Origin of the sequence: Acinetobacter sp. ANC 5414, assembly GCF_013004295.1 — a bacterium.
Classification (GTDB): domain Bacteria; phylum Pseudomonadota; class Gammaproteobacteria; order Pseudomonadales; family Moraxellaceae; genus Acinetobacter.
On the sequence record NZ_JABERM010000030.1, the window covers coordinates 209,232 to 233,389 of the forward strand.

The following is a 24,158-nucleotide window of genomic DNA, read 5'->3' on the forward strand; positions in this document are numbered from 1 at the left end:
TTAGACCTTTTTTGTTTTTATAGTTCAAGATAGGGGTAATCTGACTCAGTTTACTTAATACATTGATTGCTGATGATCATCTTAAATATCTATAGGTTTAAGAAAGTACAACCGAAAATTTTTTATAAAATTCCTCAATTCCTGAATATCCTCTTGCCAAGTAATAGCCATATAACTCAGAGATTTAGGTTCTATTATCCTTGAATAATATTATGGAATTAATCTATACAGAAACGTAGAAGTAACAAAGGAATTGGCTATGATTGGGGCAAAGTGGGAGGAAATGTCGATATTAAAAAGTTTTTCATCGATCATGAAAACTTAAACGACGTGTGTTGCGAGGCGTCAAAAAGTTTGTTCAAATGAGGATGAAGGGAATTAAAAAATATTGATTAGGGATATCTACATGGATGGTTTATCTGAAATATCTTGGAAGAATATAAAATACAATTTTTACCATAGTGGAGAGCTTCCAGAAGTAGTACAGCGAGACTCTCCTATATTGCAGGCTTGGGAAAGTGCAAAAAAAGCAGGCTTAAGTCCTTTTTCCCAACACACTACCTTGTATGACTTTCAAATTGATCCTCTCTCAGGAGAGGACATGAAATTTGCTGCACTGGCTGATGTAGTTTTAAATGATATTTGGCAACTTTTTGGGCAGCAGGATGTTTGTGTATTTTTGATTAATCATCAGCTAAAAATTATTGCAGAAAGACATAATCCTGATTTAGATCGACAGTATCATTTTTTACGAACAGGTCGAGTGATTGATCCTTCCATATTTGGTGCGATTGCTCCAACGTGCAGTGTTTTATCTAAACAGCCCATGATTATGACAGGGCATCAACATTATTTGGATGAATTTGCTAATTATTCTTGTGCCTCAGTGCCGATCTTTAATGGTGCAGGTGTCGTCCTTGGTGCTTTAGATATCACCTCACCTAAAGGTTTATTGGCAAGTAACTGGCTTCGGCATTTGCTTTATCAAAGCTATATTTTAGAAAATAAAATTATTCATGCTGCGTTGCGACCCGAACAGCGAGTACTTTATTTCCAACATTCTAAAGACTTACTTGAGAATGCTTATACAGGAATGATTGTGCTTGATGAACATGGAAAAATTATCAAAGCGAATCAAATGGCATTAAAGCTGCTGAATTGTGCTATAGATCAGTTGTTAGACAAAACTATCCATGATTTCTTTTTCACTGAAATTCTCAGTCAATTAAATTCGAGCGATTCATTTTTGATTCAAAGTTATGATCATGCATTTTTTTATGCAAAATTAAGTCAGTTGAATATAGATACTCTAAAATATCCAAAGCAAATAGCATCGAACCATATTTTGGATCAGGCACTGAAAGCATTAAAAGCAGATATTCCAGTCCTTATTACAGGAGAGACGGGTACAGGGAAAGATCATTTTGCACAACAATTGCATCAGCACCTTGATCCAGGCTTACCATTTATTTCCATTAATTGTGGTGCTATTCCAGATCATTTACTTGAATCTGAATTATTTGGTTATGAAGGCGGAGCATTTACAGGTGCTAAGAAACAAGGCGAAAAAGGGCTTATTGAACTGGCAGATCAAGGGATTCTCTTTCTCGATGAGATTGGTGATTTACCTTTGCATTTGCAAGTCAAAATTCTAAGGGTTCTACAGGATCAGCAGTTCTATCGTGTGGGTGGGCGTAAACCCATGAAGTCTTCTTTCAAGTTGTTATGCGCAACGCATCAGGATCTTACATCTAAAATTGAACAGCAGTCATTTCGTCGCGATTTGTATTATCGAATCTGCGGTTTTCAAGTACATTTAGAACCCTTACGTTTACGTCAAAATAAACAAGAGATCTTTCATCAAATTCTGGATCAGTTTGGGGTGCTCCAGTGGTCTGCTAAAGTGGAGCAACAATTTAATGCCTATCCATGGTCTGGCAATATCCGAGAACTGATTCATATTGTTCGGTTATCAGCTGCATTTAATGACGATGATGTGTTGAATCAGCTTTATTTGCATGATTGCCCATTGAGCGCTCAAAATAAAAATCAGTCGATACTGAGTTTGGAAAACAATAATTTGAATGCAATGACCAAGCACATGGTCATGCAGGTGCTAGATGAAGAACATGGTAATATTGCGCGTACTGCAAAGCGCTTAAATATTTCCAGAACAACAGTCTATAAATACATCAGTAGTTAATCGTTATTCCTGATGACCTCTGTAGCGTTCTCGCAGATATTTTTCTATTCAATGCTGGTTCTTGGCTATTCAAGTACAGCATCTGGAGTATTACTCATCTTATGTCGATATTTTGAAACCATCGTTCTTTAATGCTTTTCTAAATATGCCTTTACAAAGGACTGTCCAGTAATTGGACAGTCCTTTTTATTGTGTCTGGATTATGGACAGCATGAATTTTAATTCAAATTTAAGATATTGTTTTTTATCAATTTAAAAGTTGGCATGTAAACTGCAATTATTGTTTTACTCATACTCAATTGAGAAAGGTACTCAATGTTTTTGGAAATCTTATAGGGATTAAAATGCCCTGCACACCTTTAAAAAAAGAGATGAGTGATTAAGGAAAATTTGGATAAAAGGGAACATGTTATGCATTTTAGGAATCAAAATGCGTTAATTCTGATGTTGGGTTCTTTCTTGGCTCAGCATAGTTATGCGATTGATGTCAATGTAGGGGATTACACCGCTTTACCTAAAGGAACAAATGTTGGTGTGTTCTATTATCAACATAGTGAAATGAATGGCTATTATCAAAATGGTCATAAAACTGATGCGGACTCTACCTCAGATGTTGGTATAGCACGTTTTATTCATTTCACCGATATTGCGGGTGTACGCGCAGATCCTCAAATTATTTTGCCATTTGGATCAGTACGGAATACCCAAATTGGAGGAGTACATTTAAATGATGCCTCAGGTTTTGCAGATCCGATTATTGCCTCTTCATTTTGGCTGATCAATCAACCTGAACAAGGTACTTCTGGGCGTTACTTCGCATTAACCCCATTAATTACTTTACCCATAGGAAGCTATGATAAGCATGATGCCGTAAATCTGGGGGAAAACCGCTTTAAATATGATTTACAAATGGCATGGGTACAACCGCTTTATGGAAAATTGGGTTTAGAGTTTTATCAAGATGTCATTTGGTATGGTGACAATGATGAAGCAGGCGATGGTCATCAAACGCTGTCACAAGATAGCAGTTATCAAACACAAATCAATTTACGTTATGACTTGAATGCAACGCAAAGAGTTGCTTTGGGCTACGCGGCTAATTATGGTGGTGAACAATCGTTAGATGGCATTCACCTTGATCAAAATATGGAAAAGCAGCAGGTCCGATTCGAATTTCAACAAATGCTGAATGCCAAAACGCAACTGAGTACGCAGTTAGTTTCAGATACACAGGTCGAAAGTGGATTTAAAAAAGACTTGGGACTGAATTTACGCCTGCTTTACATTTTTTAATTCAAAGCATGTGCTAAGACTACACATTCATCGCGTTAATTTTACAACGATGAAAATGCAAGGATGTGTGGGCTCTATAAATCCATTATCAAGAGGTCTTTATGTCGATATTAATAAAAGAAATTTGGGATAAAAAACTGTTTAACGGTGCATGGCAATCAGCTCAACTCAGTTATGGTGTGGTTGAAGTGGCAACAGGGCACAGTTTGGGTGAAATTGGTTATGCTTCAGCTCAGGATGTTGTGGTGGCTGCCCAACAAGCCAAGATGGTACAGCAACAATGGTGGGAGATGAGCTATCAAGAACGCCAAGCAGTATTTGAACGAGCAGTATATTTACTAACAGAAAATCAAGCAGAAGTAATTGAGTGGTTGGTTAAAGAAAGTGGTTCTTTACAGCTTAAAGCTGGCTTTGAAGTTAGCATTGCGATTCAAGTGCTTAAACATTGTATTGCTTTGCCTGCTGCTGATCAGGGCACGTTATTACCCACACAAAATGGAAAGTTAAGTATAGCTAAACGTGTACCTTTGGGGGTGGTTGGAGTCATTTCTCCTTTTAATTTCCCATTATATTTAGCTTTACGTGCTGTAGCTCCTGCCTTGGCATTAGGTAATGCTGTTGTACTTAAGCCTGACGAACGTACGGCAGTGTGTAGTGGTTATGTGATTGCCCGAATTTTTGAATTGGCAGGTTTGCCAAAGGGACTCTTACATGTATTGCCAGGTAGCGCAGAAGTTGGTGAAGCCCTTGCATTAGATCAAAATATTGCCAGTATTCAATTTACAGGTTCTACACATGTCGGTCGAATTGTGGGTGCAAATGCGGCAAAGACCTTGAAGAAAGTTTCCTTGGAATTAGGGGGTAAAAACTCACTGATTATTTTGGACGATGCGGATATTGAACTTGCCGCTGAAAATATTGCATGGGGAGCCTTTTTGCATTCAGGTCAAATTTGTATGACTGCGGGGAAAATCTTAATCCATCAAAAGATTTATGCACAAGTTAAACAGTGTGTGATTGAAAAGGTGAAGAATTTTGTTGTGGGTAATCCTTGCGACAGCAATGTCACGATTGGACCACTGATTAATGCCAAGCAAGCACAACGTGTAGAGCAATTGGTCAACGCAGCAGTTTCAGAAGGTGCTAAATTGGAAATTGGTGGACGTGCGAATGGCGTCTTCTTTGAACCTACAGTGCTTGCTGACGTGACGTCGAATAACTCAATTTTCACCGAAGAAATTTTTGGGCCGGTTGCTGTACTGATTCCTTTTGGCACAGATGAAGAAGCTATTGAGTTGGCAAATGATGGGAACTATGGACTTTCAGCTGGGATTATTACCTCGAATATTGGAAGAGGTATGCAGCTCGGTGCTCAGCTTAAAGTTGGTTTGCTACATATCAATGATCAAACCGTGAATGATGAAACCGTCAATCCATTTGGAGGTTTTGGTGCATCAGGTAACGGCACACGTATTGGGGGACCCGCCAATGTGGATGAATTTACCCAATGGCAATGGATGACTGTACAGGCTCAAGCGCCACATTATCCTTTTTAATTCATATAACCATTCATTACAGGAAGTAATTACATGAACGAAATGAAAAACATTGTTGCTGCAGTGACAGCATGTAAAGGTGCAGATTTTGAATTGCAGCCTTTAAAAATTCGCCAACCGAAAGGTGATGAAGTCTTGGTGAAGGTTGTTGCCACAGGTATGTGTCATACCGACTTAATTGTGCGTGATCAATATTATCCAGTGCCTTTGCCTGCTGTTCTTGGACATGAGGGTGCGGGCATTATCGAAGCGATTGGACCGAATGTCACTGACCTTGAAGTAGGAGATCATGTGGTTCTAAGTTATGGTTACTGTGGCAAATGTGCGCAGTGTAATACGGGGAATCCTGCCTATTGCTCAGAGTTTTTCGGACGTAATTTTAGTGGTGCAGATTTAGAAGGGAAAAGTGCAATTTGTACCCATGATCATGGTGTTGTACATGACCATTTCTTTGCTCAGTCTTCTTTTGCAACGTATGCGTTAAGCCGTGAAAATAACGCTGTTAAAGTTACTAAAGATGTGCCGATTGAATTACTTGGTCCTTTAGGTTGTGGTATTCAAACGGGTGCTGGTGCATGTATTAATGCTCTTAAAGTTACACCTGCCAGTAGTTTTGTGACATGGGGCGCGGGTGCAGTGGGTTTAAGTGCCTTACTAGCAGCAAAGGTATGTGGTGCATCAACCATCATCGCTGTTGATATAGTTGAATCACGTTTAGAGTTAGCCAAGCAGTTAGGTGCGACGCATGTGATTAATAGTAAGACTCAAGACCCTGTAGAGGCGATTAAAGAAATAACGGGTGGAGGAATCAATTTTGCTCTGGAGTCAACTGGACGACCTGAAATATTGAAACAAGGTATTGATGCACTTGGTATTTTGGGCAAGATTGCCGTAGTTGGTGCGCCACCTTTAGGAACCACAGCTCAATTTGATGTGAATGATTTACTGTTAGGCGGGAAAACGATTTTGGGTGTGGTCGAAGGAAGTGGTTCACCTAAAAAGTTCATTCCTGAACTGGTTAAGCTTTATCAGCAAGGCCAATTCCCGTTTGATAAACTTGTGAAATTCTATGCGTTTGATGAAATTAATCAAGCCGCTATGGATAGTCATAAGGGCATAACACTCAAGCCTATTATTAAAATTGCATAAAATCTGAAGACATGGTCATGCGTGATCATGTCTTCTTTTATCTATTATTTATCACTATTAATTACCAATGCTTTTGTGGATAACTGATCACGTAATAATGAGATATGGCATATCTTTATAGCCAGCAAACTTTGTCCAATTAGCCACTAATGACTTTAAGGCCAATTCAATCACTAAAAATCTACAATATTATTTGCTAAGGAAAAAGAGAAGGGGGAAGCAAGCCAATCCGTCTCTTTGGTCGATTGGTGATAATTGGAGTGGCACATGCTGCCATGTTCTGGTTATAGTATCTCCAGCTGACCATTGAAGGTTGTGTTTTGATAAAATTCAGGCGTTGAAATAATTCTTTTAAATTTTTTGGGGTCAGCCCCGATAAAATATCCCAGTCATTAAATTTACGGTAACGATGCCGAACTTCCGCTTTATTAGAATTGATGTAATTATTAGGGTTGTCCCATCGTGCAACATTTCAAAAGAACTATCTAAATCCAGCAATTGAAGCTGAGCTGATTGAGCGCACTATCCCTAATAAACGGCTTTGTTGCACAAACCAGTCCGTAACGGCTTATTCAGCAATATAATTCTCAGATGAATCAGACTGCAGCTAAAATCTATCGTATCTTCAACTGGCAAGCGTATAAGGAATATAGATAGCGATAGGTGGACTGCTACCATTCTCCTAGACAAATTTCGTCTATTCTTGGACTTTTGACAAAGATCAAACAACTAAAAAAAATTCTGGGACGTAAAACTGTAGAAACTGAAATTCTCAAACATGCTCTAGAGATTGCTCTAGGTAAAAAGTACATATCGCACATGCCATGGATTAAAAATGAAATCCCCTAGGGAGTTCCGGATGCTAAAATTGGCGAGTTAACTATCTGTTTTTATTGATACTTCTACAGCGGAATATCTGTATTTCTTATTAGAAAAAATATTAATCAAGTATTCATCATAATTTTGAATAAATTATACTCGTCTATAAAAAACAAATACTAAATCAATATTTAGATGATATCTAAACAATATTAGACACTAAGCCTGTATTTGTCTGATCTTATGTTTGTCTATGCAAAGCATAGAAATGGATAGAAAATATTAAGGAATATGTGATGAAGAAAAAACTCGTTATCTGTATGTTGGGAATTATGGTGTCACCAGCATATGCTAATCAGGTCGACTCAAAGATTCTAGAATTAGAAAATCAAATTTTATTATTAAAACAGCAAATGGAGGAAGATCGTAAAGTTCGCCAGTATCTAATTAGTCAACAGCAGGAAATTAAACAAGACCAACTTAAAAATAATAACTCTAAGTCACAATTTTCAGAACATGATTTGAGGTTTTACGGACAATTACGTTTAGATGGAGCAATTGATTTTGAGTCATCTAACGGTGGTACATTTGGGAAGTTAAACTCTGTGCCGTTAGAAGGAACAAACGGAAACCGATCAGAATTTAACTTAACAGCCTCAAGATTAGGTGTGGATTTAAAGAAAAATATCAATGGTAAGGATTTAAACGCTAAGATCGAAACCGATTTTTGGGATGGTGGTTCAGGTGATGGCAAGCTAAGAATACGTCATGCTTATATCGATTATAATAATTGGCTATTAGGTCAAACTGTTTCTTTAACAGGGAATTTGGAAACGGCTACCGAAAGTGTTGATTACACGGCATTCCTTGGTACAGCATGGGTTCGCGTACCTCAGGTTAGATATAATTTTACTTTGGACGAACACCATAATTTAAAAACTGCTTTGGAATATGTGAACAGCCGTTCTTCTGAGCTACCAGCATTAACAGCAAAATATACTTATAAAAATGGTGACATTACAGGGCTCGTACAAGGATTTGTTAATGAAAAACGAGCACATTTAGCTGATAAAGATATAGACAAGTTGGGATGGGGAGTGGGTACCGGTTTGAAGTACCAGATAACTCCATCTAGCTCAATTCAAGGAAATTATTATCACATTGAGGGAGATCAGAAATTTCTTCCTTACACAGCTCAAGGATCAACAGCAAATAATGCTTTAGCAGGGGGAGATTTTTCTGTGAATGCTGCTGAAGATGACTTGGATTTAAATGAGCTTGATAGTTATGTAATTGGCTTTTCACATAAGTTTAATCCTTTATGGCGGATGAACTTAGCAGCCTCGTTGTTTCAGTACGCTGATGATACTGCATACGCTAAAAACAATCCTTTAATGAATAAAACCCTCACGGATTATGCTGCAAATATATATTTCACACCAATTAAGAGTTTAGATCTAGGTGTTGAGTATCACTATGGCAATCGAGAAGTCTTTAATGGAAGTGATGTTGATGTGTCACGTCTGAATTTGGCTGCAATTTATAAATTCTAAGTTGATATCAAAATGATATGGATTAGATATTGAATCAGTATTAGACAGAAAGTCCACTTTTAACTGATTCTAATGAATGAAAAGTATCAAAAAAATTAATTTGCGCATTCCATAGGATTTGGATTGACCAAAATTAAGGAGTAGTGAAATGCAAAAAACAATTGATGCAAAAGCTCGTAAAAAAGCAATTACAGCAGCAGGGATTGGTAACTTTGTCGAATGGTTTGACTTTGTGTTGTATGCACAATTTGCTGCTATTATCGCAATACACTTTTTCCCTTCAGATAATCCAACAACAGGCTTATTGGCGACATTTGCAGTCTTTGCATTAGGATTTTTAGCTAGACCGATTGGTGGGGTAATATTTGGGCATTATGGTGATAAGTATGGACGTAAAAAAGCCTTATCTGCTGCAGTATTACTCATGAGTATTGCAACCTTAGCTATCGGTTTAACACCTACATATGAGTCTATTGGACTGATGGCTCCAATTTTATTGGTAGTTTGGCGAGTTTGCCAAGGGCTATCAGCTGGTGGTGAATATGCAGGCTCAAGTTCTTTTGTAATCGAGTTTGCTCCAAAGGGTAAAAAAGCACTTTACGGTAGTATTAATCCTATTGCAACGGCGTTAGGTATTATTGGTGGAGCATTAGTTGGTCTAATTATGACTCAACTGTTAGATCCAGAAGTAATTAACTCTTGGGGATGGCGAGTTCCATTTATGATCGCTGGCCCATTAGGAATTGTAGGTTTATATTTACGTAATAAAGTAGAAGAAACTCCAGAATTCCAGGCGATTCAAACTCAGGTTAAAGAAGAAAAGCATGCTCCTTTAGTTGAAGCATTCAAAGCTTCAAAAATGAATATGTTGACCCTATTTGGTTGGGCATCTTTGAATGGTCTTGGTTTCTATATGCTCACAGGGTATACGATTACCTTTATGACAAATACTGCACAAATGGCGAGACCACAGGCATTATCAGTGTATATTATCGCTTTAATCTTGTTCTCATTTGCGTGTTATTTTGCGGGTAAATTAATTGATCGTATAGGTATTCCAAAAGTAGCCCTTGTATCAGCAATTGTAATGTCTCTCTTAATTGTACCTGCTTTCCAATTACTTAGTACGGGTGACTTAACAACATCGATTATTGGTCTAAGTATTTTTGGTATCGTGATGGGCTTTATCTGTACGATTACTCCATTATTGATGGTTGAATTATTTCCTGCTCATATTCGATATAGCGCGAGTGCACTGTCATACAACTTGGCATATGGTCTACTTGGTGGAACAGCACCTTATATCGCAACTTATTTAATTGCAGAGACTGGTAATAACTTGGCACCAGCCTACTACGTTGCTATCGTTACGGTTATTGGTTTGCTAATTACGATTAATGGCTTCCGATTCAATAAAAAGACTCAGCCTCTAAATGCAACTCTTGATTTAGCGAAGTCTTAATTATGAAAAATACCAAAGTATATATTTGTGATGCAATTCGTACTCCAATTGGGAAAATGGGTGGTGTTTTTAAAAGCTTAAGCCCACTAGATTTAGCAGTTCCATTAATCCAGCATATAGTTTCAAAGAATACAGAAATTGCTAAACATCTAGATGAGTTGATTGTGGGCCAGGGTTATGGCACAGCAGAAGCAGCTAATATTGGAAAGGCTTTAGCTTTAGATGCTGGATTACCAGATAGTGTTTGTGGGTACAGTGTAGATCGACGATGTGCTTCTGGTTTACAAGCAATTATTGATGCAATGATGATGATTCAAACTGGTAAAGCTAATTTAGTGATTGCTGGAGGAGCTGAATCTTTAAGCCAAGCCCCCTTTTATAGTACGACATTAAGATGGGGAGGATTTGGTGATATTAATCTCAAAGACTCTCTAAAGTATGGACGTATTTATGCAAATGGACAGAAAAACCCGATTCAGGGAGGAATGCTTGAGACGGCTGAAAATTTGAGAAAACAATTCAATATTAGTCGTGCAGCCCAAGATGAGCTAGCTTATCAAAGTCACATGAAAGCATGCAAAGCATTAAATACGGGTAAATTTAAAAATGAAATTCTGCCTTTAAACGTTAAAGGCAAATTAATCGACACAGATGAACATCCAAGATCAGATACAACATTGGATCAATTAAGTAAATTGAAGCCAATATTGTATAAAGATGATCCAAATGCAACAGTGACTGCAGGTAACTCATCTGGGCAAAATGATGCAGCAGCATTTTGTTTGATTGCGAGTGAGACAATTGTTCAACAATTACAGCTTAAACCTTTAGCTGAAATTGTTGATTGGTCTATCGCAGGTGTGCCTAGTGCTGCTATGGGTATAGGTCCTGTACCAGCGATACAAAAAATACTAAGCAGCACAGGTCTTACTTTAAATGATATGGATCGAATCGAAATTAATGAGGCTTTTGCTGCTCAACTTTTAGCATGTACACATGCTTTAAACTTTAGTGAAGCCGATTACAACAAATTGAATGTAAATGGTTCAGGGATTTCATTAGGGCATCCAATAGGAGCTACTGGTGCTCGTATTATGACTACCTTGATTAATGAACTTCAATCATCATGCGGTACGTATGGTCTGATTTCAATGTGTATTGGAGGCGGACAAGGCATGGCTGCAATTATCAAAAGTATTAACCATTAAGGAAGAGGTATAGCATGTTATACATGGTTCAAATGACAGTAAAAAAACCACATGATATTGATCCGGATGTTTGGGCTGATATTATTGCGAAAGAACGTGAATATGGACAAAAGTTTATGAAAAATGGACAGTTTCCTCATATTTGGCGTGTAGTTGGAAAATTTTCAAACGTAAGCATCTTTGATGTTGAATCCAATGATGCATTACATCAAATATTGTCAGGCTTTCCGCTATTTCCATATATGGAAATGCAAGTGACTGCTTTAGCAGAACATCCTTCTGCTCTAAAAAAATAAAGTAATCTAAAAAAACCCACTCAATTGAGTGGGTTTTTTTATTTATAATAAATTCTTCGGTAGAGTATTGAGTGCATTTTTGAGAAGCTTTGATGGATTTCCTTCACGCCATACTACTGCTAATTCAACACATAATTCAGCGTCTTCTAGAGGAAGATAAGTTATGTCTGAAGACTGAATACTTTCCAGCCCTTCTAATGTCAGCGTAATTCCAAATCCAGCAGCAACTAAAATTAATATTGCATAAGTGTCATCTGTTTCTTTGTAAATATTCGGATTAAATCCAGCATTAACGCATGCTTTAATTGAAACTTCACGAATGACAGAACCTTTGTATGCATGATTCGTAATAAATTTTTCATCCCTTAATTCATGCATTGAAACAGATTTTTTGTGTGCCAGTTTATGATGTTTAGGTAATGCTACGATTAGATTGTGTTTGCTAATGACTGTATGTGAAATACCTAGAGTAGAGATTGGTAATAAAACAATACCAGCATCAATATCTCCTTTAGCGACACTTTCTAAAACTAGATTTGAGTTTGATTTACGATGAATCTGGAAGTTTATGTTTGGATAAAGTTTTTCAGTTTGGCTAAATAATTTGGGGAGTACAGTACTTGGTAACGCACCCGAAAAACCAATATTAACAGTCCCTAAACTTCCTTGATTCGATTTAGTAACGGCAGCAACAGTATTTTCTAATGCTAGTTTCACTTTTTTTGCTTCAATGACGAGTGTTTCACCTTCAGGAGTAAGCTTTAGTCCTTTAGGGATCCTTTCAAAGAGCTGGCAACCAAGTTCCTCTTCCAATTGTTGAATTTGTTTCGATAACGGTGGTTGTGCGATAAATAAACGCTTTGCTGCCCGACCAATGTTTAGTTCTTCTGCAACAACTAAAAAAGATCGCAAAAGTCTAAATTCCATTTGAGACCTACTCTGACTATGACGATGATATAAAAATAGTATTTGAATATATATCATAAAAAACCAAAATCATAAGTGGTGATATATACCAAATTGACTATTGTGAGGAACACATGATTTATTATAAAACTTTTGGAAAACAAGGAAATAAGGCATTGGTATTAGGAAGCTCATTAGGTACTTCATCTAATATGTGGAACAATATCATAGATGATTTAGCAAAGAATTTTTTTGTTGTAGCTTTTGATACCCGAGGTCATGGCCAATCTCAAAATTTAGGTTTAGAGTCATCATCAGTTGAACAATTTGCTGAGGATGTAATTGAAGTTGTTGATCATTTAAATATTGATAAATTTACGTATGCTGGACTTTCTTTAGGTGGTGCGATTGGTCAAATGTTGGCTATCAAGCATCCTGAACGTGTTGAACGTCTAATTTTGTGTTGTACAGCGCCTAAATTTGGCGAACCTGCTTTCTGGCATGATCGTGCAAATAAAGTATTAGAGGGTGGTTTGGATTCTATTTTAGAAGCAACAAAAAGTCGTTGGTATAATCCAGGGACAGCAGAAACGAATCCTTTTGCCCAAAGTCTACTTGATGAGCTGATGACTTTTAATCCTGTTGGGTATGCGAATACTTGCAAAGCTGTAGCAGATTTTGATGTTCGTGCAAAGCTTAGTGAAATTAAGTGTCCTACTTTAGCAATTGCTGGAACAGAAGATTTATCAACACCTGTTAGTGTCATGCAAGAACTTGCGAATGCGATTCCTAATGCAGAGTTAATTGCTGTAAAGGGTGCTGCACATATTGGTAATGTTGAACAGCCAGAAGAATTTAAAAATGCAATTTTAAATTTTGCATAATTAATGATTTTTAGAAGGGATAGAACATTATGTGGCTATTCCTTCTTTTTATGGAAAGATCAATGATTTCGAAAATAATAAGTAGCGCATATGAGGCGGTATCTGTAATTAAGGATGGTTCAACAATTGCAATTGGTGGATTCGGAGGGGCAGGTCAGCCTGAAGATTTAATCAATGCACTTATTGAGCATGGTGCTAAGGACTTAACATTAGTTAGTAATAATGCTGGAAATCATGAGGAAGGAATTGCCGCTTTATTAAAAGCTGGGCAAGTACGCAAAATTATTTGCTCTTTTCCTCGTATGAGCCACTCTTATGTGTTTGACGAGCTATATCAGGCAGGAAAATTGGAGTTGGAGCTAGTTCCTCAAGGTAATCTAGCTGAAAGATTGCGTGCATCAGGTGTCGGATTGGGAGCAATTTATACACCTACAGGTTATGGCACTCTATTGGCAGAAGGGAAGGAAACCAAGTGTATCGATGGGCGACATTATGTACTGGAATATCCAATACATGTTGATGTGGCTCTGATTAAAGCGGAATTGGGCGATCGATGGGGAAATTTAACTTATCGTAAAGCAGCGCGTAATTTTGGTCCAGTAATGGCTATGGCAGCAAAACATACAATTGCTTCTGTGTCTAAAGTTGTGGAGTTAGGAGAGTTAAATCCAGAACATATAATCACACCAGGTATTTTTGTGAAATCTTTGATCTGTCGTAATCAACTTTTGGAGGGAGTAGCATGAGCATTGAAATTAGAAATCAAATAGCTGCGCGTGTAGCACGTGATATTCCAGAAGGGGCTTATGTTAATTTAGGAATAGGTTTACCAACACTTGTCGCTAATCACTTTGATGCAGATAAAGAAGTTTTTCTACATACGGAAAATGGGATTTTAGGGCGTTGGGTTGCGGCAGAACAGGGACATGAAGATTGGGATCTCATAAATGCAGGTAAAGAGCCAATAGCATTATTGCCTGGGGCTTCATTTTTTCATCACGCTGACTCCTTTGGCATGATGAGAGGTGGGCATCTAGATATTTGCGTACTTGGCGCTTATCAGGTTTCAGCTAAAGGAGATTTAGCTAATTGGCACACAGATTCTCCTAATGCTGTACCTGCTGTTGGTGGTGCAATGGATTTAGCTGTTGGAGCCAAAAAGGTTTATATCATAATGGAGCTTTTAAATAAAAAGGGAGAATCTAAACTCTTGGAGCAATGTAGTTACCCTGTAACAGGTCTAGAGTGTGTAAGTCGAGTTTATACAGATTATGCAACTTTTGAGATTGAGCCTGATGGGGTAAAAGTAATAGAAATTGTTAAAGATATTTCTATTACTGAGTTACAAAAACTTATCCCTATTCTTATTCAGCCTAAATTAAAAACGGCAGTATAGTTTTTTAAGGGTGCTATCGAAATAGCATCCTTATTAAGAATAAAATTACAAACAAAAATTTACCTAATAGGTTTTTATAAATTTATTATTTTATCTATTTTTAAAATCACCCCCCTAGAGGAGTGATAACCTAAAGAATTAAAGTGAAGAGTTTGGGTAGTAAAACATCACCATTGTTGAATGTACCCTTGTGATGTATGGTATTTCCTAGAAATTGCTGCGCATAAATTTCAACACTTTCAAAAGGAAAAAATATTAAATAATTGATTGTGTGATGAATCCTTCAATCTCATCAGTTGTATAGCCTAATTCTTGGAGAATTTGAGCAGAGTTTTGCCCTAAATCTGGTACGGCTTTAATCACAAAATCTACTTCATCTTTTAAGCCCACAGGTTTCAGTGTGGGCACTTTACCAATTGGTGTATCGACTTCGGTCCAGCGTTGTCGTGCCTGAAGTTGTGGATGATGCCAAACATCTTGCATTTCATTGACACTGGCATTGGCAATATTGGCCTTTTCCAAACGTTCTATGACTTGTAACTGCGTCAGTTGGTCAAAAATTTGCAAAATAATTTGTCTTAAGCTGTCACGGTGTTTAGAACGTTGCGTGTTGTTAATAAACTCAGCACGTTGTGCCAATTCAGGCTGTTCTAAAACAATCTGACAAAATGCCTGCCACTCACGTTCATTTTGAATACCAAGCATCACTTTTTTGTGATCACCTGTTGGAAATGGTCCGTAAGGGTAAATTGTAGCATGCGCAGAACCTGTACGAGGCGGGGCAGAATCACCACGTAAAGTATAATATAGGGGATACCCCATCCACTCGGTCATGCTTTCAAGCATGGATACGTCAATACGTTTGCCTTTGCATGTTTTTTCACGTTCCAGTAATGCTGCTAGAATATTGGTATAGGCATACATACCTGCTGCAATATCAGCAATTGAGCACCCTGCTTTGACATAGTCATCAGGCGTACCCGTGATGGAGAGAAATCCTGATTCGCTTTGAATCAATAAGTCATAAGCTTTCTTATCACGATAAGGACCTGGATTGTCCAAGTCATCACCATAGCCTGAAATATCACACACAATAATTTTAGGATTAATTTCACTTAATGCCGCATAAGAAAGTCCTAAGCGTGATGCTGCACCCGGTGCAAGATTTTGTACTAATACATCGGCACGTTGAATGAGCTGTTTTAAAATATCTTGTGCAGGTTTGGCTTTCACATCTAAAGTTAAGCTTTCTTTAGAGCGATTAGTCCAAACAAAATGTGAAGACATACCATCGACACGTTCATCGTATTTACGGGCAAAGTCTCCAACATTGGGACGTTCAATTTTAATGACACGTGCACCTAGGTCAGCTAGTTGGCGAGTACAAAATGGTGCTGCAATTGCGTGTTCCAAAGTAATAACGGTAATCCCTTCTAAAGGTCGCATGTTGTTTCTCCTTTATTTGATCCTTACTTTGGTTTGGATTGCTTATTTAAAAGTGACTTTAGCCTGCATTGTAAGTTGGCCATCAGTTTTTTCAATCCAGAGTTCACCATCTTGCGTGTGTACATCGCCACAAATGAAAAATACATTAAAATCAAATAGAGGATTCAGTGCGCGGAATTCAAAACTTGCGACTTCTTGCTCAGGATGTTCTTGGGTAAAGGTGTGTAGTAATAAAGTTGCAAGTAAAGGACCATGGACTACTAAGCCTGGATAACCTTCTTTTTGGGTGGCATAAGGACGATCATAGTGAATTTTATGACCATTAAAGGTGAGTGCCGAATAACGGAATAAAGTCACGGTATCTATCGGGAACTGCTTTTTATAGCTATAAGGTTTGGCAGTAACTGGTTTTGCAGAGTCAGGTTTTTTGGCTGCTATTTGGTTACTGGCTTCACGGTAAACAATATCTTGTTCTTCAATAATGGCGAGCTCATCTTCTGCAAAAATAGAGTGTTTTACCGTGACAAAATACATATCGCCACTTTTACCGTGTTTGAGTTCAATTTTTGCAATTTCAGATTCACGGCGAATATTTTGATTGACCGCAATTGGCTTTAAAAATTGCAGACGACCACCTGCCCACATTCTTTTCGGGAATGGGATAGGAGGTAAAAATCCACCTTTTTTTGGGTGACCATCTTCAGCTAAATCTCCCGCATTGATGATAGGCAGGAAATAAAACCAATGATATAAATATGGTAATTCTGCTAGATTTTTTTGTTCTTGATTAAGTAAAGCCTGCATCATCGCGACAGGGCGAGAATAGCTAAAATCGTTAGAAATTTCTTTTTTCCCAATCCACGCATCAAAATTTCTCATTTGGATATCCTTATCTGAATGGTTCATCTTCAACACTTAAGCGCTAAAAGTGGCTTGTTGTAAAATTTGTTGAGCTTTGAGAATTACGGGCAGATCAATCATCTTGCCATTTAAGCTCACAGCTTGACCTTGTGCTGCATCAACAGTTTGTAAAACGCGGGTTGCCCATTCAATTTCTGTAGCCGTTGGGCTAAATACCTGATTTACTAATTCCACTTGATTCGGGTGGATACAAAGCTTGCCTGCAAAGCCCAAATTTTTAGCTTGTTCAGTTTCAAGTTGAATTAAAGCAGTATCTTTAAAATCTACAGTGACACCATCTATAGGTGCTTCAATATTCGCCAAGCGGGAAGCTAAAACAATTTCATTCCGGAAATATAGCAGTTCGTGATATGAACCTTGCATATTCATTTCTAATTGAAAATCAATCGAACCAAACATTAATGCACGTGTTGCTACCGCAGTCGCAATTTCACGTACATTGGCAACGCCCAAAGGTGTTTCAATTAAGGGATAAATTGCAATATTTCGCAGTTGGATAATAGCCTCCAAATCTGCCGCAGATTCTGTTTTGGGTAAGACAATCGCGCTGACATTATCAAACTTGGCAAGTTGAATATCTTCTGCAAACCATGTTGTTTGTTTGGCATTGACGCGAATCAAAACTTGATATTCAGGATGCTCAACTAACCACTGTTTCAGCATCTCACGTGCTGAAACTTTCAGTTCTACCGGTACAGCATCTTCTAAATCTATAATGACTGCATCTGCTCCAGTGTTGAGAGCTTTTTCAAAACGCTCAACACGGTTTGCAGGAACAAATAAATAAGAACGATTCGGCTTTGTTGGTTGAGTCATTTTTATTGCCTCTTATTAGAATGAACGAGGTAAATCAAGTAAATGTTCAGCTACGTAACTTAAAATTAGGTTGGTTGAAATAGGTGCAACTTGATATAAACGTGTTTCACGGAATTTACGCTCAATGTCATATTCATTTGCAAAACCAAAACCACCATGGAATTGTAAGCAGTGGTTGGCTGCTTCCCAGCTTGCTTTAGCTGCTAAATATTTCGCCATATTAGCCTCAGCACCACAAGCTTGACCTTGATCAAATAATTCACATGCTCGGAAACGCATTAAATTGGCAGCTTCAACCTCAATAAAAGCTTCTGCTAATGGGAATTGCACTCCTTGGTTTTGCCCAATTGGACGACCAAACACTACACGGTCTTTGACGTATTGGGTGGCTTTATCCATAAACCAGTAACCATCACCAATACATTCAGCGGCAATTAAGGTCCTTTCTGCATTTAAACCATCTAAAATATATTTAAAACCTTTACCTTCTTCACCGATCAGGTTTTCTTCAGGAATTTCTAAATTTTCAAAAAATAATTCGTTCGTTTCATGGTTCACCATATTTGGAATTGGTTGAACAACCATGCCAGATTTCATAGCTTCTTTAATATCTACCATGAAAATTGACATACCTTCAGATTTTTTAGTCACTTCTGCCAATGGAGTTGTACGGGCAAGTAAAATCATCCAGTCGCTGTGTTGGACTCTTGAGATCCAAACTTTTTGACCATTCACCACATAACGGTCACCTTTTTTTACGGCAGTAGTACGTATTTTAGTGGTATCAGTTCCCGTAGTTGGTTCAGTTACACCCATAGATTGTAAGCGCCATTCACCTGTTGCTATTTTAGGTAAATACAATTCTTTCTGCGCTTTTGAACCATTCCGCAATAGAGTGCTCATGTTGTACATTTGGCCGTGACATGCACCTGAATTTCCACCGCTACGGTTAATCTCTTCCATAATAATGGAAGCTTCAGTCAGACCCAAACCAGAACCACCATATTCTTCTGGAATCATCGCAGCAAGCCATCCCGCCCTTGTTAAAGCATCGACGAATTCCTCAGGATATGCTTTCTCTTCGTCAATTTTACGATGGTACTCTGCAGGGAACTCTGCACAAAGTGAACGGACTGCTTCACGAATTTCTTGGTAGTTAGTAAAGGTACTTTTCATTTGAATATCCTTATTTCGATCTTTTCTTCTTTTTGATCATATATTGCTATGGATTGAAAATAAAAATAGTATATTTTGATGGAATGGATGCTAGAAAACTATTGAAATGGACATTAAGCAATTACGAACTTTTATTACTATATTAGAAGTTGAAAATCTCACTAAAGCTGCGGCTATGTTGAATATTGTACAGCCAGCGGTATCACGCCAAATCCAAATGTTGGAAGAAGAATTAGGGGTGAAACTATTTCATCGATCTCGTCATGGCATGGCTTTAACTGATGATGGTAAGGTTCTTGAACCCTATGCGAGAAGAATTTTGGAGGATGTTGAGAGTGCGAAACTAGAGTTAACTGCAAGTAAAGGTATTATTAGAGGAAAAGTCCATATTGGTGTGTTATCAAGTATTAGCGAATTACTTTCTACTTTAATCATGAGCTTGATTAAAGAAAAATATCCTGAAGTACAAGTTAAAATCTCAGTTGGATATTCTGGACATTTAAAAGAGTGGCTCGAGGCAGGGGATATCGACTTAGCCTTGATGTATGACTCTACCCCTTCAAAATTAATTGATTTAACTCCATTAGTGAAAGAGCCATTATTTTTAATAGGATCAGCTCAATCCTCACTACAACAAAATAAGTTTTTTGAACTTAAAAATATGGAAAATTTTCCATTAATTTTGCCTTGTCATCCTCATCGTTTGAGATCTTTAATAGAACAAGCTTATAAACAATATGGATCTGATTTAAATGTGTATGCGGAAACGAATGATTTGAATATACAAAAACAACTTGTTATTCAAGGGTTTGGATATACTATATTACCTCTGGTATCTGTGGTTAATGAGTTTAGGTCAGGATTATTAAAAGTCAGCCCAATTATAGATCCAGCATTTTCTCGAGTGATTACTTTAGCAGTACATTCAACTAGAAATATTCCCAAGCATATCCGTATCATCTCACGTGAGATTGTAAATTGTGTAGAACAATCAATTAATGAGAAGAAGTGGCCGACTGCTGAGTGGATATATCAAAGTTAATATAATGGACTGCTCTCAGTATCCTAGACACAAGGTCGCCCCATTATTATTTATTTCCCCATACATCTATAGCATGTTGTAGATGGCCAGTTTTGACATAAAGAGTTGCACCTGATGGACCTGCTTGAAATTTAGCAGCAAAATTTATGGGAAGGCGAACCCACGAACCTTCTGGATATATTTCAGTGCCGGAAAATAGTTGACCTTTGATAATGAGAAACTCAATCCCTTGTTCTGATTTTTCTACGAAAATTTGATCAGGTTTTAGCTTTTCTAAATAGGTTTGCTCATATTCAGATTTAAATAACGGGCATATCATCCGATCTTCGGTAAGTTTCCAATTCGCTGGATCATTTGTATTAATGCGGGTGGGATCTATCTCATGTTCAGTCATTTGCATCAGTTTCACAAAGATTAAACAACCTGCTTTACTAGAAACCCGATGAGTTGAACGATGAGGGTTACGTAAATACCAGCCCGTCGAATAATCATCTTCAGCATTCTCGGTAAAAATGCCTGACAAGATGAGGACTTCTTCACCCAACGGATGCTGATGTTCAGGAAAGGTAGATTCTGGTGCATATTTCACAAGACTAGTTGCGCGTGCTTTTTCATCACCAATACGATCAAGCATCATTCTATCGACTTCACCTCCTGGAGATTTCACCCAATGATAATCCTCTGGCTTGATGATGACGGGTTGTGAAAAGTCGGCATGAATAAACATAATCCTGTCCTGTAGTGAAGAACTACTATGTATTTTAACGAGAATGTATAGGTTTATTTTCTGAAATAGCGATTAGTTATCTCACTGTTTCAGAAAATAAAATATAAGCATGCTTATAGCAGGTATTACTCACTAAACTATGAAATATTAAGATTTTAGAGTTTAATAAACTGTGCTTTGTTTTTACATCAATTAGGAATGGCATGAAATATCAACCGCCTTATACGATCACCTCTAAAATTATTCACTTGATTGCACAAATGAGTGAATCAATAGGGCAGTTTGACTGCATTAACCCAAACCCAAGATAGCCTTAAATTGCGAAAAACCAATCATATTCGAACGATTCAAGGGTCTTTTTTAGCAATTGAAGGGAATACCTTGAGTACAGAGCAAATCACAGCGATTCTGAATGGCAAGACTATGATTGCTCCACCTAAAGAAGTTCAAGAAGTCCGTAATGCCCTAAAAGCATATGTATAAATTCAAAATTGGAATCCTGATCAAGAAACCCATTTGCTGAAGGCAATGATGAGCACCCATTAATTCAGAGTTTAGTATTTCATTATGAGTTTAAGTTTATACACCCATTTGCTGATGGCAACGGGCGTATGGGGCGTTTATGGCAAACTTTAACCTTAAGCCAGTGGAATCCGATTTTTCTCAATATACCTGTAGAAAGCTTGATTTATCAAAACCAAAAAGCTTATTACGATGCCATCCATCCAAGATGATGTGATGCCTAGCTTGCTGAGAGTATCTGATGCCGTGGTGGTTGATGCGGGGGAACTAGCGGTAAGTTAGAGACCTCATTTCAAAGTTCAGATCAATCGCCACATGGCAAATTGGATTTTGATGCGCCCACCCGTGAACTGACAACAGGTGATGAATTACTCGTCAATGATCACAGCGTGCGGATTCTCGGTCAATCGCAAGGACTTCCCCGATTCCCACCGCGTCCACTGCTATATACGACTTTTTCGAATGCGACTCGAATTTTGCCACCGGAACGACGTCGGCTCACATTCATGCTTGTAACCGCTGCACCAAAGGTGGTTCCCGAAGACTTAGCGATGCGCATTGAGTCGGCAATGGGTTTGCGTGCGCGTACGTCTGCAGCGTTTAAATCAGATACGGTTGATTGGTTTCTGGTTAACTCTGAAGATGTGGGTGACATCGCAGCAATGCTTACTTTGGCTATGTCAGTCGGCTTTGGCGTAACAGGAGTAATGCTCTACATGTTCACCAACGAAAACCTGCGTAATTATGCTGTACTAAGTGCGATGGGTGCCACACCGAGACTTCTTTTGACGATGGTGTTCGCCCAGACCCGTCTATGCGGGCTGCTTGGAACTGGTCTCGGGCTTGGGCTCTGTGCCATTATAGGGCAGTTGGCAATCATGGCTGGGTATCCGTTTCGAATGATGTGGTTCATGCCTTTGCTGGGTGCTATAACTGTTGTACTGGTTTGCGTGGTTGCCGCTGCGTTGAGCGTGCGCCCTGTATTGAAGCTGGAACCACGCCAAGTATTTTCTGGACGTTGAGTGGAGTTTGTTAAATTTCCATGGTTAGGTAGATATGGAAGCAAAGATAATTGAATGGGCTTTTCGGATAAGCTTAAATTTAAATGCCATTGAAGGAATACTTTTTAAATTCCCACTTAAATTGATAGTGGACACTATCGAGGTACTAAACAGCTAGAAAAAGTGGGGATTCACCGGATGCTTACCTTTTAGTCGCAGCTCATGGGACAATGCTGTTTAAGCATCCTTTTTTAGCAGCTTAAAGAAGGACAGAATTAAAAAGAGAATCTATAAAACACGAGAAATGGCTCGTGCGGATGTGTTTGATTATATCGAGATGTTTTACAATCGAATCAGGCATCATTCTCATCTCGACGGAATGAGCCCAGAAGCATTTGATGCAGCTTCAAAATGAGGTTACCTCCTGTCTAGGAGAATGGTGACAATCTATTTCTGAGTAAGTCATACAATGAATGATACAAGATTTCAGTCTCAGTATTTAAGAGCTAAACAAGGATAAGTTATGAATAAAAAATCAATAGTAACAGCAGCTTCTGGTCTTATTCTACCTTTACTATTAACTGCCTGTGTTCATACCCCTACATCTGTTTCACAAGGTAGGAGCAAAGCAGTAACGAGTAATAATGAATACTTGCATCTTGCGAGCACTCATCCTGCCCGTATTTCTCCAAATAAAGATGAAATGCGTGTAACTTTATTGGGAACAGGTAGTCCTGTACCTAGTGAACAACGTTTTGGTATGTCTACATTGGTACAAGCTGGAGGATATAATCTTGTTTTTGATGCAGGGCGAGGAGCAGTCATTCGTTTAACCCAAGCAGGTATACCGCTAGGAAAGGTGGATGGTGTTTTTTTAACCCATTATCATTCCGACCATGTAAATGGTCTTAGTGATATGTGGATGACAGGATATATACCTGCTTTTGGAGGTCGTCAAGGTGATTTTAATGTATATGGACCAACTGGCGTCCTTGCTTTAGTAGAAGGGTTGAAGATAGCCCATGCAGATGATATTCGAGTGAGAGTAGCAGATGGTGAGCTAAAAAAAGATACCACTAATATTGTTGCTCATGAATTTCCTGCTGAAGGCGGTGTTGTTTTTAATCAAAATGGCGTAGTCGTCACTGCCTTTAAAGTTGAACATGACCATCATGGTGCGATTCAACCTGCCCTAGGTTATAGGGTGGATTATGCTGGGCGTTCAGTAGTGATAAGTGGTGATACAATTCCCACTGCTAATGTGCTTAAATATGGCAAAGGTGTTGATTTATTGATACATGAAGTAGCAGAGTTTCAAGATATTCATGCCGTGCCACAAGTGTATGCTCATCATACTAATCCTCGAGAGGCAGGTGAAATTTTTAATCAAACTAAACCTAAAATGGCAGTATATAGTCACATTGTAAATGGAGTTTCGTCTAAAATTATTGGTATTCCTGATGAGGTGTTAATCCAACGGACTAAGGTAAATTATCAAGGTCCATTAGTAGTGGGTCGAGACTTAATGAGTTTTTTATTAACGCCTACTAAAATAGAGACTTACACACCTTAATTTTTCTAAGTCATCTTTATTTCGATCTAGACAATTCCTAAGCCAAAAATCCAAAGTTTTTTGTGTGAATAAATTTTATATAAAAACACCGGTTTTTGTTTTAGCAGAATAAAAAAGCTCTCATTGGACATCACCAATGAGTAAACATCGGTGAAACCCGCTTGACTCAAGCAGGTTTCCACCAGTGTGCCAGCAACTCTTCAATTTGG

At 38.1% G+C, this 24,158-nt stretch carries 21 protein-coding genes and 3 pseudogenes; 17 read left to right on the top strand and 7 right to left on the bottom strand.

What is annotated here, in order from left to right:
- Window positions 1–406 precede the first annotated feature (406 nt).
- From HLH18_RS13620 to catC, 9 genes and pseudogenes are all read left to right on the top strand, one after another.
- Complete coding sequence (locus HLH18_RS13620; RefSeq protein ID WP_171547257.1) at window positions 407–2,203, top strand: sigma-54-dependent Fis family transcriptional regulator; 1,797 nt, start codon at window positions 407–409, stop codon at window positions 2,201–2,203.
- A gap of 411 nt (window positions 2,204–2,614) precedes the next feature.
- Window positions 2,615–3,496: a transporter gene (locus HLH18_RS13625; protein ID WP_171547258.1), complete on the top strand. Its 882-nt coding sequence runs from the start codon at window positions 2,615–2,617 to the stop codon at window positions 3,494–3,496.
- A gap of 101 nt (window positions 3,497–3,597) precedes the next feature.
- Complete coding sequence (locus tag HLH18_RS13630) at window positions 3,598–5,052, top strand: benzaldehyde dehydrogenase (protein WP_171547259.1); 1,455 nt, start codon at window positions 3,598–3,600, stop codon at window positions 5,050–5,052.
- 33 nt (window positions 5,053–5,085) lie between these two features.
- A complete protein-coding gene (locus tag HLH18_RS13635) occupies window positions 5,086–6,201 on the top strand; it encodes an NAD(P)-dependent alcohol dehydrogenase (protein WP_171547260.1) in 1,116 nt (371 codons plus the stop codon).
- Window positions 6,202–6,644: 443 nt separating this feature from the next.
- Window positions 6,645–6,785 (top strand): annotated as a pseudogene (locus HLH18_RS16290) (Fic family protein); the annotation flags it as partial.
- A 531-nt stretch (window positions 6,786–7,316) separates the two neighbouring features.
- Complete coding sequence (locus tag HLH18_RS13645; protein WP_171547261.1) at window positions 7,317–8,573, top strand: DcaP family trimeric outer membrane transporter; 1,257 nt, start codon at window positions 7,317–7,319, stop codon at window positions 8,571–8,573.
- 148 nt (window positions 8,574–8,721) lie between these two features.
- Window positions 8,722–10,035 carry an MFS transporter gene (locus tag HLH18_RS13650; RefSeq protein ID WP_171547262.1) on the top strand — a complete coding sequence of 438 codons (1,314 nt, stop codon included), beginning with the start codon at window positions 8,722–8,724 and terminating at the stop codon, window positions 10,033–10,035.
- A 2-nt stretch (window positions 10,036–10,037) separates the two neighbouring features.
- On the top strand, window positions 10,038–11,243 hold the full coding sequence (locus HLH18_RS13655) for an acetyl-CoA C-acyltransferase (protein WP_171547263.1): 1,206 nt from the start codon (window positions 10,038–10,040) through the stop codon (window positions 11,241–11,243).
- Between the two features lie 14 nt (window positions 11,244–11,257).
- Window positions 11,258–11,539, top strand: a complete 282-nt coding sequence (gene catC / locus HLH18_RS13660; protein ID WP_057049622.1) for a muconolactone Delta-isomerase — start codon at window positions 11,258–11,260, stop codon at window positions 11,537–11,539.
- A gap of 42 nt (window positions 11,540–11,581) precedes the next feature.
- Here catC and HLH18_RS13665 read toward each other — a convergent pair whose 3' ends face one another.
- Window positions 11,582–12,466: a LysR family transcriptional regulator gene (locus HLH18_RS13665; RefSeq protein ID WP_171547264.1), complete on the bottom strand. Its 885-nt coding sequence runs from the start codon at window positions 12,464–12,466 to the stop codon at window positions 11,582–11,584.
- Window positions 12,467–12,579: 113 nt separating this feature from the next.
- Between HLH18_RS13665 and pcaD the strand changes: the two genes are divergently transcribed.
- The 3 genes from pcaD (at window position 12,580) to HLH18_RS13680 (ending at window position 14,725) form a co-directional block, all read left to right on the top strand.
- Window positions 12,580–13,329: a 3-oxoadipate enol-lactonase gene (pcaD, locus tag HLH18_RS13670; protein WP_171547265.1), complete on the top strand. Its 750-nt coding sequence runs from the start codon at window positions 12,580–12,582 to the stop codon at window positions 13,327–13,329.
- Window positions 13,330–13,391: 62 nt separating this feature from the next.
- On the top strand, window positions 13,392–14,075 hold the full coding sequence (locus tag HLH18_RS13675) for a 3-oxoacid CoA-transferase subunit A (protein ID WP_171547289.1): 684 nt from the start codon (window positions 13,392–13,394) through the stop codon (window positions 14,073–14,075).
- Complete coding sequence (locus HLH18_RS13680) at window positions 14,072–14,725, top strand: 3-oxoacid CoA-transferase subunit B (RefSeq protein ID WP_171547266.1); 654 nt, start codon at window positions 14,072–14,074, stop codon at window positions 14,723–14,725. Before HLH18_RS13675 ends, HLH18_RS13680 begins: the two co-directional genes overlap by 4 nt.
- 255 nt (window positions 14,726–14,980) lie before the next feature.
- Here the strand turns inward: HLH18_RS13680 and HLH18_RS13685 are convergent, their stop codons facing one another.
- From HLH18_RS13685 to HLH18_RS13700, 4 genes are read right to left on the bottom strand one after another with little or no spacing between them, the layout of a single operon-like run.
- Entirely contained in the window at window positions 14,981–16,171 is a 1,191-nt protein-coding gene (locus tag HLH18_RS13685; protein ID WP_171547267.1) for a CaiB/BaiF CoA transferase family protein, read from the bottom strand.
- A 42-nt stretch (window positions 16,172–16,213) separates the two neighbouring features.
- On the bottom strand, window positions 16,214–17,050 hold the full coding sequence (locus HLH18_RS13690) for an HTD2 family dehydratase (protein WP_171547268.1): 837 nt from the start codon (window positions 17,048–17,050) through the stop codon (window positions 16,214–16,216).
- Window positions 17,051–17,086: 36 nt separating this feature from the next.
- Window positions 17,087–17,908, bottom strand: a complete 822-nt coding sequence (locus HLH18_RS13695) for an HpcH/HpaI aldolase/citrate lyase family protein (protein ID WP_171547269.1) — start codon at window positions 17,906–17,908, stop codon at window positions 17,087–17,089.
- A gap of 15 nt (window positions 17,909–17,923) precedes the next feature.
- Window positions 17,924–19,084 (bottom strand): acyl-CoA dehydrogenase family protein, encoded by a 1,161-nt coding sequence (locus HLH18_RS13700; protein WP_171547270.1) that lies wholly within the window; start codon window positions 19,082–19,084, stop codon window positions 17,924–17,926.
- 106 nt (window positions 19,085–19,190) lie between these two features.
- Between HLH18_RS13700 and HLH18_RS13705 the strand changes: the two genes are divergently transcribed.
- Window positions 19,191–20,126: a LysR family transcriptional regulator gene (locus HLH18_RS13705; protein ID WP_171547271.1), complete on the top strand. Its 936-nt coding sequence runs from the start codon at window positions 19,191–19,193 to the stop codon at window positions 20,124–20,126.
- A 46-nt stretch (window positions 20,127–20,172) separates the two neighbouring features.
- Here the strand turns inward: HLH18_RS13705 and HLH18_RS13710 are convergent, their stop codons facing one another.
- Window positions 20,173–20,853, bottom strand: a complete 681-nt coding sequence (locus HLH18_RS13710) for a cupin domain-containing protein (RefSeq protein WP_171547272.1) — start codon at window positions 20,851–20,853, stop codon at window positions 20,173–20,175.
- A 203-nt stretch (window positions 20,854–21,056) separates the two neighbouring features.
- Between HLH18_RS13710 and HLH18_RS13715 the strand changes: the two are divergent.
- Window positions 21,057–21,575: pseudogene (locus HLH18_RS13715) on the top strand (Fic family protein); the annotation flags it as partial.
- 203 nt (window positions 21,576–21,778) lie between these two features.
- Here HLH18_RS13715 and HLH18_RS16125 read toward each other — a convergent pair.
- The gene (locus tag HLH18_RS16125; RefSeq protein WP_250852433.1) at window positions 21,779–22,030 is read right to left on the bottom strand and encodes a hypothetical protein; all 252 of its coding nucleotides are present in this window, start codon (window positions 22,028–22,030) and stop codon (window positions 21,779–21,781) included.
- Window positions 22,031–22,091: 61 nt separating this feature from the next.
- On the opposite strand from HLH18_RS16125, the gene HLH18_RS16295 reads away from it, so the two are divergent.
- From HLH18_RS16295 to HLH18_RS13730, 3 genes and pseudogenes are all read left to right on the top strand, one after another.
- The gene (locus tag HLH18_RS16295; protein ID WP_350643444.1) at window positions 22,092–22,397 is read left to right on the top strand and encodes an FtsX-like permease family protein; all 306 of its coding nucleotides are present in this window, start codon (window positions 22,092–22,094) and stop codon (window positions 22,395–22,397) included.
- Window positions 22,398–22,599: 202 nt separating this feature from the next.
- A pseudogene (locus tag HLH18_RS13725) lies at window positions 22,600–22,791 on the top strand (IS3 family transposase); the annotation flags it as partial.
- A gap of 108 nt (window positions 22,792–22,899) precedes the next feature.
- A complete protein-coding gene (locus HLH18_RS13730) occupies window positions 22,900–23,949 on the top strand; it encodes an MBL fold metallo-hydrolase (RefSeq protein ID WP_171547273.1) in 1,050 nt (349 codons plus the stop codon).
- Window positions 23,950–24,158: the final 209 nt, after the last annotated feature.